The sequence below is a fragment of the Microvirga yunnanensis genome, from assembly GCF_025460875.1.
Map to the genome: position 1 here is coordinate 26,198 of NZ_JAMXFI010000071.1, position 13,891 is coordinate 40,088.

Below are 13,891 nucleotides of genomic sequence, written 5' to 3' on the forward strand. Positions count from 1 at the left end.
TCGAATTACGTGGCCTTTTCTCCAGGCCGCTTCACGTCCGCCCAGCCTCTCGCCTCCATGGCCAGGTGGACCTTGTTCTGAAAGCTTCCGTCCTCACCCTTGGCGAGAAGGGCCGCATGGTCCGCGATGATCCGGCACAGATCGTCGACCCAGGCCTCCTCGCCCTTGCCGAAGTCGCCCAGCACATGGTTCTGCACGAGCGCCTTGTGGCCGGGATGGCCGATGCCGAGCCGCACGCGGCGGTAATCGTTGCCGCAATGGGCCGAGATCGAGCGCAGGCCGTTGTGGCCGGCATTGCCGCCCCCGATCTTCACGCGCAGCTTGGCGGGCGGAAGATCGAGCTCGTCGTAGAAGACCGTCACGTCGTGCAGCGGGATCTTGAAGAAGTTCTGCGCTTCCCCCACGGCCTGGCCGGACAGGTTCATGTAGGTCTGCGGCTTGATCAGCAGAACCTTCTCGCCGCCGATCACCGCGTCGGCCGCCTCCGCATGGAAGCGCTTGCGCCAGGGCCCGGCGTTGTTCGCGCGCGCGATCTCGTCCACGGCCATGAAGCCGATGTTGTGGCGGTTCCGCGCGTAGCGGGATCCGGGATTGCCGAGACCGACGAAGAGACGCATCGCTTGGTCCTGCTCATAAGAAACGCTCCGGCCTTGCGGTCGGAGCGTCGAAGCCGATCGATGGGCTTGACCGCCCGATGGCCTTAGGCCGCAGCCGTGCCCTCGGCGGCCGGAGCCGGAGCCTCTTCCGTGAGGCCGGTCGGGGCCACGACGGTGACGAGGGTGAGGTTCTCGGCGGAGGTCGCCTTGGCGCCGTTCGGCAGCTTGATGTCGGCGAGATGGATCGAGGAGCCGATGTCGAGACCCTCGACGGACGCCTCGATGTAGTCCGGGATCGCGTCGGAGGGAACGAGCAGTTCCACCGAGTGCTCGACGACCTGGAGCGTGCCGCCGCGCTTCACGCCGGGGCTCTTCTCCTGGCCGACCACGTGCACCGGGACCACGACCTTGATCGCCTGGCCCTGCGAGAGGCGCAGGAAGTCGACATGGATCGGGAAGTCACGCACCGGGTCGAGCTGGTAGTCGCGCGGAATGGCGCGGACCGTCTGGCCGTCCACGTCGATCTCGAAGATCGTGGTCAGGAAGTGACCGGCGAAGATCAGCTGCTTGGTCTGGTTGAAGTCGAGGGCGATCGCCTGGGCCGACTGGCCGGCTCCGTAGATGACGGCGGGAACTTGGCCTTGGCGACGAACGGCCCGGGCGGCCCCCTTGCCGGCCCGGTCGCGCGCCACGGCCTTGATTTGCTTTACTTCGCTCATGGTCGTGGTCCTTTGAAGTGAGTTTAAAAACCGATGGCCGCCCAGGCTTCTCGAGAAACCTACCGGCGGCCATGAGGTCGGCGCCCGTGCCTCCAAGGGTGTCGAGCGGGCGCGAGGCGGCTTATAGGGGAAAGCGCCCCGGAATGCAAGGTAAGCCCGGCCGGGTATGGCGCACCCGGTCATCACCGGGCTTTTCGGATCGGGATGGCTGGCAAGAGGCGGGTGATGACCGGCCGGCCATGACGTGTGGAGGGTGTTGTCACGCCTCATGCCACCCTCGACGTCATCACCGGGCTCGTCCCGGTGATCCCGATCGGAAGAGCGCCGCGCTTCAAACCATCGGGATGGCCGGGACGAGCCCGGCCATGACGTGCGGAGGTGGCAGGGAGGGCGGAGGGTGCCATGACGTGGGGAGGGTGTTCGCACCGGGCCACACACACCACGTCATCACCGGGCTCGTCCCGGTGATCCCGCTTCCGTAGGGCGCCGCGCCTCACCGCATCGGGATCACCGGCACAAGGCCGGTGATGACGTGGAGGGTGTTAGGACGGCTGGAGTCGCGCGGCGGTTTTACCACTCCCGGCCACCGGCATCCCGCTGTTGGCCGCTCATTCAAGGGAGCCGCCGATGGAACTGTAACTTACAGCGCCCTGGGCGACGCATTGTCTAAATTCCATGGCTCCTCGGACTTCATCGAAGCCATGTGCCTGGGTCCCGACATAGAGGACAGGCCGGTCGATCACCCGATGCTGCGGAATGCCGGCTTCTACAAGCTGTGAGGAGAGTATGGCTTATGTACTGCTGCAACGTATCGCAATCGACATAAAGCAAACGTCTGAGCCTGTCCATAAAAGATCCTTCGGACTTGGTCGAAGGGTTCATGCAAAGGGGGAAGGCGACACGCTCTAGTCGAACAGGCTCGACACCGAGCTTTCCGTCGCCGTACGGCCGATGGCCTCGCCCATCAGTGACGCGATGGAGATGACCCGGATGTTGTGGGCGACCTTCACGGCTTCGGTCGGCATGATCGAGTCGGTGATCACGAGCTCCTTCAGCCGCGAGCCCGCGATGCGGGCCACCGCGCCGCCCGAGAGGACCCCGTGGGTGATGTAGGCGTAGACTTCCTTCGCTCCGTTGGCCAGGAGCGCGTCGGCGGCGTTCACCAGGGTGCCGCCGGAATCCACGATGTCGTCGACCAGGATGCAGGAGCGGCCCGACACGTCGCCGATGATGTTCATCACTTCCGACTCGCCCGGGCGCTCGCGGCGCTTGTCCACGATGGCGAGCGGCGCATCGATGCGCTTGGCGAGCGCTCGGGCGCGCACCACGCCGCCCACGTCGGGCGAGACCACCATGCGGTTGCCACCGTCGAGATGCTCCTTGATGTCGCGCGCCAGGGTCGGGGCGGCGAACAGGTTGTCGGTCGGAATGTCGAAGAAGCCCTGGATCTGACCGGCATGGAGGTCGAGGGTCAGAACGCGGTCGACACCCGCATGGGCGATGATGTTGGCCACGAGCTTGGCCGAGATCGGCGTGCGGGCGGCGGGCTTGCGGTCCTGCCGAGCGTACCCGAAATAGGGGATCACCGCCGTGATGCGGCGGGCCGAGGCCCTGCGCAGCGCATCGCTGATGATCAGAAGCTCCATCAGGTGGTCGTTCGTCGGGAACGAGGTCGACTGGAGGATGAACACATCTTCGCCGCGCACGTTCTCCTGGATCTCGACGAAGACTTCCATGTCCGCGAAGCGCCGCACCTGGGCCTTGGCGAGCGGAACGTTGAGATAGGCGGAGATGGCCTCCGCCAGCGGACGATTGGAATTTCCCGCAACGAGTTTCATGCAAGCAACTTTGGCTTCGAGTGACCGATCACACCCGCTGCGCAATGCCATAATCCCTGCACGGCTGGGCGCAAGGCTCTTAGCAGCGATATGAAACCGTCACAATACATGGAGGGCTTCCGATGCGCTGCAAGTTTGGCGCGCCGCCATGCATTCACTGCATCGCAACAGGGGGTTCGTCGCCCGAGACCTCCGCCGTCTGAATAGGTGCTTCCGAGGCGGCCTGCGCGTCGGGGCCGCTCTCGGACTTGGACGCCGTCAGGAATTCGGCGATCTCGTCCATGCTCGCCTGGGCGAGCTTCGCCAGCGCCGCCTTGTCGAGGGCCGAGATGGAGGAGGCGGGCGCCGGGCTCGATCCGGCCAGGCGCTTGGCCCGACGCTTCTGGGCATCGAACACGTCCCAGACATAGGCCACCTTGGTTTCCCCATCCTCGGTCGAGGTCGACAGATAGCCGCGGACCCGGTAGCGCGCCTGGGCGCTGGCGCCGACGAGATCGACCTTGCGGTCGGTGGCCGCGCTGGTCAGCTCGTCGACGAGGGCCGTGCGGATCGGGGCCGGGGCGCCGTCGATGCTCTCCAGGGCGACCGGGACGCCTTCCGGCGATCCTCCGAGCGAGCCCTGGCAGGCTCCCAACGCCACCGTCAGGACCAGAGCGGCCAGCCGCCCCGCATGCGTCATCCCGTCCATGAGGCCCCCCGTTCTCGGTCTTCGTCACGAAGTCTTAAGCTTAACGGAGGGTTTCGTCCAGATCAGCCGCGCCGGCGCAGGCGGATCGCCAGCACGTCGAGGGCCAGCGTCGCGAGCCCGGCGGCCAGGCCCCAGAAGGCCGACCCGATGCCGAGGAGCGTCAGGCCGGAGGCCGTGACCGCGAAGGTGACGATGGCGGGAAATCGTTTCGCCTCCTCGGCGAGGGCCGACCCGAGGGCGCCCAGGAAGGCCCCCATGAGGGCCAGGCCGGCGACGGTCTTGATCAGCTCCGGCGGGAGGGCGGCGATCAGCCCGATGAGCGCGGCGCTGAAGGCGGCGAACACCAGATAGCTCAGCGTGTAGAACGGGCCGACCATCCAGCGCTTCTTCGGGTCCGGATGCGTGTCGGGCCCGGTGCAGATCGCGGCCGAGATGGCCGCGAGATTGCTCGTATGGGCACCGAAGAAGGCGGTGACGATCGAGGCCAGTCCCGTCACGGCGAGGATCGGGCCCGCGGGCGGCTCGTAGCCGGACGCCTTGAGCACGGCCAGGCCCGGCAGGTTCTGGGACGCCATCGTGACCAGGAACAGGGGCAGGCCGAGGCCGATCAGGGCCGTGGGGTCCCAGGCCGGAGCGATGAAGGTGAGGGTGGACAGGGTGAGGTCGGATGCGAGCGGCCGGGCCATGCCGCCGCCGAAGGCGAGAGCGAGCCCCACGAGGAGCACCGCCAGCACGGCGAGGGCGGGATTGACCAGGCGAACCACCAGGAAGATGCCGACGAGGGGCAGGACCAGGCCCGGTGCCCCTTGGGCGCTCTGGAAGACCCCGACCACGAACTGGAGCAGGACGCCCGCCAGCATGGCCGCCGCGATGGCCGTGGGGATGCGCTCGATCAGCCGTCCGAACGGCCTGACGAGACCCGTCAGCACGATGAGGCCGCCGGCGAGCAGAAAGGCCCCGACCGCCGCATGGATCGAGATGCCGCTGGAAGAGGCGATCAGCGCCGCCCCGGGGGTCGACCAGGCGGTGACCACGGGCATGCGGTAGCGCACGCTCAAGGTGCCGCTGGTCGCCGCCATGGCCAGGCACAGGGCCGCCACCCAGGACGAGGTCTGGGCCGCGTCGGCCCCCACGGCCTGGGCGGCCGCGATGATGATGGCGATCGTGCTGCCGAACCCCACCAGGGCCGCGACGACGGCTGACGTGACGATCGACAGGCGCATGACCGGCTCCGCAGGCGTTCGAGGAGCTTAGCCGTGTAAACCGAACGGCCGGGCTGCGCCAGTTCGTCGGCGGCACTTTCCTCGGGACTCCCGAGCCCTTAAATCTCCCCCATGAGTCGCAACACCACCAACGACGTTCCGCCGGACATTCTGGACAACGAGGAGGACGAGGAGGCCGTCGCCGTCGAGAGCGGCTCGGATGTCGAGTTCGACCTGGAAGCCAATCCAGGCTCGGTCCAGCGCGGCACCGAGGTCATCCGGCATTTCTGGACGACCCTTCCCAACGCGCCCGGCGTCTACCGGATGCTCGACGCCAAGGGCGACGTTCTCTATGTGGGCAAGGCGAAGAGCCTGAAGAACCGGGTCGGCTCCTATGCCCGGGGTCAGGCCCATTCGAACCGCATCGCCCGCATGATCGGCGAGACCGCCTCGATGGAGTTCGTCACCACGGCGACGGAGACCGAGGCGCTGCTGCTCGAGGCCAACCTCATCAAGCAGCTCAAGCCGCGCTACAACGTGCTCCTGCGGGACGACAAGTCTCTGCCCTACATCCTGCTCACGGCCGATCACGAGGCGCCGCAACTCGTGAAGCATCGCGGCGCGAGGAAGCGCAAGGGCGATTATTACGGCCCCTTCGCCAGCGTGTGGGCCGTGAACCGCACCATCAACGCGCTGCAGCGCGCGTTCCTGCTGCGCTCCTGCAACGACAGCTATTACGAGAACCGCACGCGGCCCTGCCTGCTCTATCAAATCAAGCGCTGCTCGGGCCCCTGCACGAACGAGATCCCGCGGGAGGATTACGCCGAACTGGTCTCCGAGGCGCGCGCATTCCTGTCGGGCAAGTCGAACGCGGTCAAGCAGCGCATCACGGACGAGATGCAGGCCGCCGCCGAGGAGCTCGAGTTCGAGCGCGCCGCGCGCTGCCGCGACCGCCTCGCGGCACTGTCGGCCATCCAGGGCGTTCAGGGTATCAACACCCAGTCGGTCGAGGAGGCGGACGTGTTCGCGCTCGACGAGCAGGCGGGTCAGTTCTGCGTCGAGGTGTTCTTCTTCCGGAACTGGCAGAACTGGGGCAACCGCGCCTATTTCCCGAAGGCGGACAAGTCCATGAGCCGGGAAGAGGTCCTGAGCTCGTTCATGGCGCAGTTCTACGACGACAAGCCCGCGCCCCGCCTCATCCTGCTCTCGCACGAGATCGAGGATTCCGAGCTGATGGCGGCGGCGCTGTCGACCCGCGCGGAGGCCAGGGTCGAGATCCACGCGCCCCAGCGCGGCGAGCGGCGTCAGCTCATCGAATACGCCCTGCGCAACGCCCGCGAGGCGCTGGCCCGGCGTCTGGCCGATACCTCGTCGCAGCAGAAGCTCCTCGTGTCCCTGGGGCAGGCCTTCGGACTGCCGAAGGCGCCGAAGCGCGTGGAGGTCTACGACAATTCGCACATCATGGGCACCAACGCGGTCGGCGCCATGGTGGTGGCGGGCGCCAACGGTTTCATGAAGCAGCATTACCGGACCTTCAACATGAAGTCCGAGGACCTCAAGCCCGGGGACGATTACGGCATGATGCGCGAGATGCTGCAGCGCCGCTTCGCCCGCCTGGTGAAGGAGGAGCCGCGCGGCTCGGATGCACAATCGGGCGACGACGGCTTTCCCGCCTGGCCCGACCTGGTGCTGATCGACGGCGGCAAGGGGCAGCTGGAGGCTGCCCGCCAGGCCCTCGCCGAGGTGGGCGTCAGCGAGGACGACGTGGCCCTGGTCGGCATCGCCAAGGGGCGCGACCGGGACGCCGGCCGCGAAACCTTCTTCAAGCCGGGCCAGCCGCCCTTCAAGATGCCGCCGCGGGATCCCGCGCTCTACTTCGTCCAGCGCCTGCGCGACGAAGCCCACCGATTCGCCATCGGGGCGCACCGCGCCAAGCGCAAGCGCGAGCTGGTGAAGAATCCCCTCGACGAGATCCCGGGCATCGGTCCGACCCGCAAGCGGGCGCTCCTGCACCATTTCGGCACCGTCAAGGCGATCCAGCGGGCCGCCCTCGAGGACCTGATGAAGGCGCCGGGCGTCAATGCCGCCACGGCCCGCGCGGTCTACGATTTCTTCCACGAGAGGGGATAGGGGTGAGCGTCCGAAGGGTCATGGGGGCTTCCCTCACATTGCCGTGTTCGCCGGATGGAGGCGGTGCGCAACCGGGATCTGTCCGATTGACGGGCGGACCATCCTCATGCTTCCTGCGGGTGTGATGAAGACTGTTTCCTCCATGGGCCGCTCGAAGGCGTTCAACCTCGCCAACATGCTGACCTACGGTCGGCTCGCCGCGGTTCCGGCCGTGGTCGGTTTCCTGTTCTGGCCCGAGGACCACTGGTCCCGCTGGTTCGCGCTGGCGGTTTTCGCGATCGCGGCCATCACCGACTATCTCGACGGCTACGTGGCGCGAACCTTCGCCCAGCAATCGGCGCTCGGTCGCATGCTCGATCCCATCGCCGACAAGCTTCTCGTGGCGGCGACCCTGCTCATGCTGGTGGCCGACGGGACCATCAAGGGCTGGGCCCTGTGGGCCGCCATCGTGATCCTCTGCCGCGAGATCCTGGTGTCGGGCCTGCGCGAATTCCTGGCCGAGCTGAAGGTCAGCGTGCCCGTCAGCCGGGTGGCCAAGTGGAAGACGACGCTCCAGCTCGTCGCCCTCGGCTTCCTGATCGCCGGACCGGCGGGCGAGACGGTGCTGCCCAACAACACCCTCATCGGCACGATCCTCCTGTGGATCGCTGCCATCCTGACGATCTATACCGGCTGGGATTACTTCAAGAACGGAATCCATCACCTCGTGGACGAGGGTTAGCGCCATGAAGCTGGTCTATTTCGCCTGGGTGCGGGAGCGGGTCGGCCGGACGGACGAGCAGGTGGTGCTGCCGGACGGCATCGCCACGGTGGCCGATCTGGTGCGCTGGCTGAAGGGCAGGGGCGAGGAATATGCATATGCCTTCGAGAACGAAGGCGTCGTCCGGGCGGCCATCGACCACGTCCACGTGAAGCCCGAGGCCCGGATCGAGGGCGCCCGGGAGATCGCCTTCTTCCCGCCCATGACGGGAGGCTAGCTCCCGCCGGGGAGCCGCAACGCCATGGATTTCACCATCCGCATCCAGGCCGAGCCCTTCGATTCCGCCGCCGAGACCGCAGCCCTGACCCGGGGGAGAGCGGAGATCGGGGCCGTCGTCGCCTTCACGGGGCTGTGCCGGGACGAAGGGGGACGGCTCGCGGCCCTCGAACTCGAGCATTATCCCGGCATGGCCGAAGCCGAGATCGGCCGCATCGCCGATCAGGCGGCAAGCCGTTGGCCGCTCCTGGGCCTGACGATCGTTCACCGCTTCGGCAGGATCGCTCCCGGCGAGGAGATCGTCCTCGTCGTCACGGCCAGCGTCCACCGCCAGGCTGCCTTCGAGGCGGCCTCCTTCCTGATGGATTACCTGAAAACCCAGGCGCCGTTCTGGAAGCGCGAGCACCTCAAGGACGGAACGGTCGGAACCTGGGTCGATGCCAAGGAGGCTGACGACCGGGCCGTGGAAAGGTGGCGTTGATCGGCCCTTGACGGGACCTTGCGGCGGGATGAGCATCGACCGTGAAACGACCACGGAGGCGTCCCATGCGCGGCGTCGTTGTCTTTCTCGCCCTCGTCGCCGCGGCCCCGGTCCTCGGCCACGAGACGCCCTCGTCGCAGACCGCGCAGGCGCCCGTTCACAACCCGCTCGACTGCTATTGCCGCGCTCAGGGCAGGATGTTCGCCGTGGGGGAGAAAGTCTGTCTCAAGACGGCCGAGGGACCCAAGCTGGCGCAGTGCCAGATGGAGGTCAACGTGATGTCCTGGACCATCACGGAAGTGCCCTGTCCCGACTCGTGAAAAACGCCGCCGAGGGCGGCAGCGTTCAAATGGCTCGATCGGTGGGGGTATCGCCTGTGGCGATCGGCGCCCGCTTACAGAAGGCCCGTGAAAACGGCGCAGATGAACGAGAAGGAAACGCAGACCGCCGCGATGTTGAGCTTGGACGCCCAGTCCAGGTTCGATGTCAGGTTCATCGGAGCCCCTCTTTCTGAAGGGGTTAATCCCCTATCTGAATGGACAGGCACCCTATCAAACCCGCGAGATCCTGAGAAGCGCTCCGACCGCGAGCAGCAGGCGCGGCGCACGCCGATGTAATCGTTAACAAGACGTTAAATCCTTTTAACCTCGACCGAAATTCCTGCGTCGTTTCGGACGAAAAAAGTTCCTGCTCGATTCTGTCGCACCCCCGGAGGGGCTGGATCATGGTTCCAGCACGACTCCCGAAAAGCCCGAATCGCTCGGGCTCCCGAACCCGTCGCCTGCCATTGACGGGATGTTTACGGTGTTGGGGCAGTCTCGCCCCATGCGTCGTGGGTTAGTTGCGTTTATTGCCCTATCGTTCGTCGGGCTTGGGCTTACCGGTTGCGGGCTGTTCCGGTTCGAGCAGCGCGAGCCGTGGCGCGCCCAGGCCGAAGAGGCCTGCCTGTCCCAGCGCCTGGTGCAGCCTTCCGCCTACATGGCCCTCAGCTCGAAGATCGACGGGCCCGGCGTCTGCGGCATGGATCACCCGTTCAAGGTCTCTGCCTTCAACAACGGCGCGGTGGGGCTGAAATCGAAGGTGACGCTGGCCTGCCCGATCATTCCCCAGATCGACACATGGCTCGACGAGATCGTGAGACCGGCGGCCGAACTCTATTTCGGCGTGCCGCTGGCCGACATCAAAGCCGGCTCGTATTCGTGCCGCCCCCGCAACAACCAGATGGGCGCGAAGGTGTCGGAGCACGCCTTCGGCAACGCCATGGACGTGATGGCCTTCGTGCTCGCCGACGGCCGGGAGGTCTCGGTGGTCAAGGGCTGGCGGGGAGGGAACGGAGCCGAGCAGGAATTCCTGCGCGAGGCCTTCGTCGGCGCGTGCCGCTACTTCACCACGGTGCTGGGTCCGGGCTCCGATGCCTTCCATTACGATCACCTCCACATCGACCTGGCACGGCACGACCCGCGGGGTCAGCGGCGCATCTGCAAGCCGATCCTGAAATTCTCCCCGCGGATCGACCCGGAACGCAGCCGCGAGGCGCTCCAGAGCGCGGCGGCCTCCGGCGACCTCGCCCCGGTCGATCTGGAGCAGGACGTTCCGGACGGGGAGGCCTACGTTCCGCCGGCGCCTCCGCCGCCGGCCCCGACCTTCTCCGCCCCGGTCGCCCCGTCGGCCCGCTATTCCTCCGCGGGCGGCTTCTCGGCCGACCTTCCCGGACCGAACGCGGGATCGCCGCGGGGGAGCCCGTCCCCGTCCACTTCTCAGGCGCCTCTTCCGCCTCCCGGCCGTCCGCTCGAGCAGACCTATGCTCCTCCCGGACAGCAGGGTCGCTCCGCCGGCCAGCCGCTGATGCTCAACAGCCACGCCATCTATTAAAGCGTAGGCGGATCTTGACCTTCGCGGCCGCCGCCCACATGGTCGAGGTTGCACGGTCCGAAGACTTGGTGGAGCATTTTCAATGAAGTGGCTGGCGGCTTTCATCTCCTGCATGCTGTTGAGCGCGCCCGCGCTTGCGCGCGAGATCACGCCCGCGGAGCGGCGGGAAGAGCCTTTCGACGCGACGCTGCCGGCCTGCGCCGATCCCTCCGTGCTCCAGAACATCAGCTCGCGGTTCGCCAAGAAGGAGGGCCGATTCTGGAACTCCGACCTCAGGCTGATCGGCTTCGAGCGGGTGCAGGAAGTCGCGTGGCGCCCCTGGGGTCTCGATTACATCCCCCGCCGCTTCTGCACCGGCACCGTGATCGTGTCCGACGGCTACAAGCGCCGGATCAATTTCTCGATTCGCGAGGATCTCGGCTTCATCGGCATCGGCTGGAACACGGAAGCATGCGTCGACGGGCTCGACCGCGACTATGCCTTCGCGCCCCATTGCAAGCAGGCGGCTCCTTGATCCTGCGCGGGTGCCTCGCCGTCGCGGGCGCCTTCCTCCTCTCGATCCTTCCTGCCGCGGCCCAGGGCCCCCGGGAGGCGAGGGGCGCCCCGATGGGGCAGTTCGATTTCTACGTGCTGGCCCTGTCCTGGTCGCCCGGCTTCTGCGAGAACAGCGGCAGCCGGAGCCGGCAATGCGACAGCGGCAGCGGTCTCGGCTTCGTGACCCATGGCCTCTGGCCCCAGCGGGAGCAGGGCTATCCCAGCTTCTGCGAGCCCAATGGCCGCTTCGTGCCTCAGGCCGCCATGGCCGATGCCGCGGGCCTTTTCCCGGACGACAATCTCGCCCGCTATCAATGGCGCAAGCACGGCACCTGTACGGGCGAAAGCCCGGGCGGGTACTTTCGCGCGGTCCGGCAGGCGCGGGACCTCGTGCGCGTGCCGGACGGTTTCGATGGCCTGAACAGCCGGTCCAAGGTGTTGCCGAGCGAGATCGAAAGCGCCTTCATGAAGGCCAATCCGGGGTTGCGTCCCGACATGGTTTCCGTTTCCTGCGGACGACGCATCTTCCAGGAGATCCGCATCTGCCTCACCAAGGATCTGCGGGGCTTCCGCCAGTGCCCCGAGGTCGATCGCGACGGCTGCCGCGCGGGCGAGATCACCGTGCCGGCGGTCCGCTAGAGCATCGGGCGGAAAAGTGGATCCGGTTTTCGCTGGCGCGGCCCGCTGGGTCCGTTCTGACCGATGCTCTCATTCAAGAAGAAAGCATCGGATGGATCCCAAAAGTGCAAGTCCACTTTTGGGTCCGATGCTTGAGAGCATCGGGCGTGACACGTGGGAGCCGATTTTGCGTAAAAAGATGCGCCCAAACAACAGCTCGAGGCGTCGAACGTGAGGTCGATGACACGTCCGATGCTTGAGCGCCTCGGACAATGCGCGCGAGTAAAAGAGCACCTGGCTGAAAGAACACCTGGCTAAGAGAACACTTGGCTGATCCCACGAATGCGATCCACTTCCGGGGCTGAGGCCGCAGGACGACCATGAATTACCGCCATGCCTTCCACGCCGGCAATTTCGCCGACGTCATGAAACACGCCCTCCTGGCGCGCATCCTCGCCTATCTCCAGCGCAAGGAGACGCCGGTGCGCGTCATCGACACCCATGCGGGGATCGGGCTCTACGATCTCGCCGGCGACGAGGCCGGGCGGACCGGGGAGTGGGTCGACGGGATCGGGCGCCTCGAGGAAGCCTTCGCGCCCGAGGTCGAGGCGATCCTCGCCCCCTATCGGAGGGTGGTGGCGGAGGTGCGCGCGCGCCATGGCGAGACCATCTATCCGGGCTCGCCCGGCCTGGTGCGCGAGCTGCTGCGGCGGCAGGACCGGGGTGTGTTCGTGGAGCTGCATCCGGCCGACTACCGGGTGCTGAGCGATGCTTTCAACGCGGTCACGAATTGCAAGGTCATGCATCTCGACGGCTGGACGGCGCTCCATGCCCTGATCCCGCCGAAGGAGAAGCGCGGCCTGGTGCTCATCGATCCGCCCTACGAGAAGCCGAACGAGCTCGACCGGCTCGGGACGGAGCTGCTCGCCGCGCTCAAGAAATGGCCCACCGGCGTCTATGCCGGCTGGTATCCGATCAAGGAGGTCGCCCCCGTCGACGCGCTGGCCGCGCGGCTGCACGCGGAGAGCCCGCGCCCGGGCCTGCGTCTCGAGCTCTATGTGGACGATCCGCGCGACCCGTCCCGGCTCAACGGCAGCGGCCTCTTCGTGCTCAACCCGCCCTGGTCCCTGAAGGAGGAGGCCGAGACGCTGCTGCCGGCTCTCGCCGAGCGCCTGTCCCGCGGCGGCTACGGGGCTTTCCGCTGTGAAGCCTTCGGGACTCCTGCTTAAAGCGGATTGCCGTTCGGGACGCGAGCGGTCATGACTCCTGCCGGTTTCTCCAACAGAGGTCACCCATGCTCGTTCTCCGCTCCTCGCCCGCATCGCCTTTCGGCCGCAAGGTCAAACTCTCGGCCTCGATTCTCGGGCTGACCGATCGCATCCGGATCGTCGATGCGGATACCCTGAATCCCGAGGATTCGATCCGGCAGCAGAACCCGCTGGGCAAGATCCCGGCGCTCGTTCTGGAGAGCGGCGAGGTGCTCTACGATTCCCGCGTGATCGTGGATTACCTCGACCACCTGGCCGGCGGCGGCATCATCCCGAACGGCCCGGAACGGTACTCCGCCCTGCGCGATCAGGCGCTCGCCGACGGCATCATGGATGCGGCGCTGCTGCAGGTCTATGAAGGCCGCTTCCGTCCGGAAGACCGGCATGAGCCGAAATGGGTCTCTCACCAGGCCGACAAGGTGCGCCGCGGCCTCGACCATGCCGAAGCCCATCTGTCGGAGGCGGGCCAGCCGCTCCACATCGGCCAGATCGCGCTCGCCTGCGCGCTGGGCTATCTCGACCTGCGCTTCGGGGGCCGCTGGCGCGAGAGCTATCCCAGGCTCGTGGCCTGGCTGGCCGATTTCGAGTCCCGCGTCCCGGCCTACGCGCAAACCAGGGTGACGCCATAAAGCAAAAAGGCCCGGGTGTGACCCGGGCCTGATGGAACTCCAAAACAACAAGGCCCGGGGTGACCCGGGCCTTGTCTGTCTCCGTGGAGACGGATCTTAGTAGGTGCCGAAGCGGAAGTTCAGGCCGGCGCGGACCACACCGAACTCAGCATCGTTGTCGATGTTGAAGATGCTGTTGTTGTCCTGGTCGAGGTTGACGTACAGGCCTTCGACCTTGGCCGACAGGTTGTTGGTGAAGGCGTACTCGAGACCACCACCGACGGTCCAGCCCGTGGCGTCGTCCGCGAAGGCGAAACCACCGGTGGCGTAGATCAGGGCGCGGTCGAAGGCCACACCGGCG

At 66.7% G+C, this 13,891-nt stretch carries 16 protein-coding genes; 10 read left to right on the plus strand and 6 right to left on the minus strand.

Features of this window, described 5'->3' with window-relative positions; all coding sequences use genetic code 11:
* Positions 1 to 5 precede the first annotated feature (5 nt).
* The 5 genes from pth to NF876_RS27770 all read right to left on the minus strand — a co-directional run bounded on the left by pth (position 6) and on the right by NF876_RS27770 (position 5,064).
* Entirely contained in the window at positions 6 to 617 is a 612-nt protein-coding gene (pth, locus tag NF876_RS27750; protein WP_262271589.1) for an aminoacyl-tRNA hydrolase, read from the minus strand.
* 83 nt (positions 618 to 700) lie between these two features.
* A complete protein-coding gene (locus tag NF876_RS27755; RefSeq protein ID WP_262271590.1) occupies positions 701 to 1,315 on the minus strand; it encodes a 50S ribosomal protein L25/general stress protein Ctc in 615 nt (204 codons plus the stop codon).
* Positions 1,316 to 2,220: 905 nt separating this feature from the next.
* Positions 2,221 to 3,153: a ribose-phosphate pyrophosphokinase gene (locus NF876_RS27760; RefSeq protein ID WP_262271591.1), complete on the minus strand. Its 933-nt coding sequence runs from the start codon at positions 3,151 to 3,153 to the stop codon at positions 2,221 to 2,223.
* Between the two features lie 154 nt (positions 3,154 to 3,307).
* Complete coding sequence (locus tag NF876_RS27765) at positions 3,308 to 3,841, minus strand: hypothetical protein (RefSeq protein ID WP_262271592.1); 534 nt, start codon at positions 3,839 to 3,841, stop codon at positions 3,308 to 3,310.
* Between the two features lie 62 nt (positions 3,842 to 3,903).
* Complete coding sequence (locus NF876_RS27770) at positions 3,904 to 5,064, minus strand: benzoate/H(+) symporter BenE family transporter (protein WP_262271593.1); 1,161 nt, start codon at positions 5,062 to 5,064, stop codon at positions 3,904 to 3,906.
* Positions 5,065 to 5,175: 111 nt separating this feature from the next.
* Between NF876_RS27770 and uvrC the strand changes: the two genes are divergently transcribed.
* From uvrC to NF876_RS27820, 10 genes are all read left to right on the plus strand, one after another.
* Positions 5,176 to 7,173: an excinuclease ABC subunit UvrC gene (gene uvrC / locus NF876_RS27775; protein WP_262271594.1), complete on the plus strand. Its 1,998-nt coding sequence runs from the start codon at positions 5,176 to 5,178 to the stop codon at positions 7,171 to 7,173.
* A 124-nt stretch (positions 7,174 to 7,297) separates the two neighbouring features.
* Positions 7,298 to 7,894: a CDP-diacylglycerol--glycerol-3-phosphate 3-phosphatidyltransferase gene (gene pgsA, locus NF876_RS27780; RefSeq protein ID WP_262271595.1), complete on the plus strand. Its 597-nt coding sequence runs from the start codon at positions 7,298 to 7,300 to the stop codon at positions 7,892 to 7,894.
* Positions 7,895 to 7,898: 4 nt separating this feature from the next.
* Positions 7,899 to 8,150, plus strand: a complete 252-nt coding sequence (moaD, locus tag NF876_RS27785; RefSeq protein ID WP_262271596.1) for a molybdopterin converting factor subunit 1 — start codon at positions 7,899 to 7,901, stop codon at positions 8,148 to 8,150.
* A 24-nt stretch (positions 8,151 to 8,174) separates the two neighbouring features.
* Positions 8,175 to 8,630, plus strand: a complete 456-nt coding sequence (locus tag NF876_RS27790) for a molybdenum cofactor biosynthesis protein MoaE (protein WP_262271597.1) — start codon at positions 8,175 to 8,177, stop codon at positions 8,628 to 8,630.
* A 65-nt stretch (positions 8,631 to 8,695) separates the two neighbouring features.
* Positions 8,696 to 8,950, plus strand: coding sequence for a hypothetical protein (locus tag NF876_RS27795; RefSeq protein WP_262271598.1), 255 nt, complete (start codon positions 8,696 to 8,698; stop codon positions 8,948 to 8,950).
* Between the two features lie 505 nt (positions 8,951 to 9,455).
* Positions 9,456 to 10,502: an extensin-like domain-containing protein gene (locus tag NF876_RS27800; protein WP_262271599.1), complete on the plus strand. Its 1,047-nt coding sequence runs from the start codon at positions 9,456 to 9,458 to the stop codon at positions 10,500 to 10,502.
* An 82-nt stretch (positions 10,503 to 10,584) separates the two neighbouring features.
* A complete protein-coding gene (locus NF876_RS27805) occupies positions 10,585 to 11,016 on the plus strand; it encodes a hypothetical protein (RefSeq protein WP_262271600.1) in 432 nt (143 codons plus the stop codon).
* Positions 11,013 to 11,675 carry a ribonuclease T2 family protein gene (locus NF876_RS27810; protein WP_262271601.1) on the plus strand — a complete coding sequence of 221 codons (663 nt, stop codon included), beginning with the start codon at positions 11,013 to 11,015 and terminating at the stop codon, positions 11,673 to 11,675. Before NF876_RS27805 ends, NF876_RS27810 begins: the two co-directional genes overlap by 4 nt.
* Before the next feature lie 359 nt (positions 11,676 to 12,034).
* Positions 12,035 to 12,883, plus strand: coding sequence for a 23S rRNA (adenine(2030)-N(6))-methyltransferase RlmJ (locus tag NF876_RS27815; RefSeq protein WP_262271602.1), 849 nt, complete (start codon positions 12,035 to 12,037; stop codon positions 12,881 to 12,883).
* A gap of 65 nt (positions 12,884 to 12,948) precedes the next feature.
* Positions 12,949 to 13,551 carry a glutathione S-transferase gene (locus NF876_RS27820; protein WP_262271603.1) on the plus strand — a complete coding sequence of 201 codons (603 nt, stop codon included), beginning with the start codon at positions 12,949 to 12,951 and terminating at the stop codon, positions 13,549 to 13,551.
* A 96-nt stretch (positions 13,552 to 13,647) separates the two neighbouring features.
* Here the strand turns inward: NF876_RS27820 and NF876_RS27825 are convergent.
* Positions 13,648 to 13,891, minus strand: a 244-nt coding sequence (locus NF876_RS27825) for an outer membrane protein (protein WP_262271604.1), incomplete at its 5' end; no start/stop codon positions are given.

Coding starts and splice junctions, on each gene's coding strand:
- NF876_RS27800 (WP_262271599.1), top strand. CDS start 9,456: ATGCGTCGTGGGTTAGTTGCGTTTATTGCCCTATCGTTCGTCGGGCTT.
- NF876_RS27755 (WP_262271590.1), bottom strand. CDS start 1,315: ATGAGCGAAGTAAAGCAAATCAAGGCCGTGGCGCGCGACCGGGCCGGC.
- NF876_RS27815 (WP_262271602.1), top strand. CDS start 12,035: ATGAATTACCGCCATGCCTTCCACGCCGGCAATTTCGCCGACGTCATG.
- NF876_RS27795 (WP_262271598.1), top strand. CDS start 8,696: ATGCGCGGCGTCGTTGTCTTTCTCGCCCTCGTCGCCGCGGCCCCGGTC.
- uvrC (WP_262271594.1), top strand. CDS start 5,176: ATGAGTCGCAACACCACCAACGACGTTCCGCCGGACATTCTGGACAAC.
- NF876_RS27760 (WP_262271591.1), bottom strand. CDS start 3,153: ATGAAACTCGTTGCGGGAAATTCCAATCGTCCGCTGGCGGAGGCCATC.
- NF876_RS27790 (WP_262271597.1), top strand. CDS start 8,175: ATGGATTTCACCATCCGCATCCAGGCCGAGCCCTTCGATTCCGCCGCC.
- pgsA (WP_262271595.1), top strand. CDS start 7,298: ATGAAGACTGTTTCCTCCATGGGCCGCTCGAAGGCGTTCAACCTCGCC.
- moaD (WP_262271596.1), top strand. CDS start 7,899: ATGAAGCTGGTCTATTTCGCCTGGGTGCGGGAGCGGGTCGGCCGGACG.
- NF876_RS27805 (WP_262271600.1), top strand. CDS start 10,585: ATGAAGTGGCTGGCGGCTTTCATCTCCTGCATGCTGTTGAGCGCGCCC.
- NF876_RS27820 (WP_262271603.1), top strand. CDS start 12,949: ATGCTCGTTCTCCGCTCCTCGCCCGCATCGCCTTTCGGCCGCAAGGTC.
- pth (WP_262271589.1), bottom strand. CDS start 617: ATGCGTCTCTTCGTCGGTCTCGGCAATCCCGGATCCCGCTACGCGCGG.
- NF876_RS27765 (WP_262271592.1), bottom strand. CDS start 3,841: ATGGACGGGATGACGCATGCGGGGCGGCTGGCCGCTCTGGTCCTGACG.
- NF876_RS27770 (WP_262271593.1), bottom strand. CDS start 5,064: ATGCGCCTGTCGATCGTCACGTCAGCCGTCGTCGCGGCCCTGGTGGGG.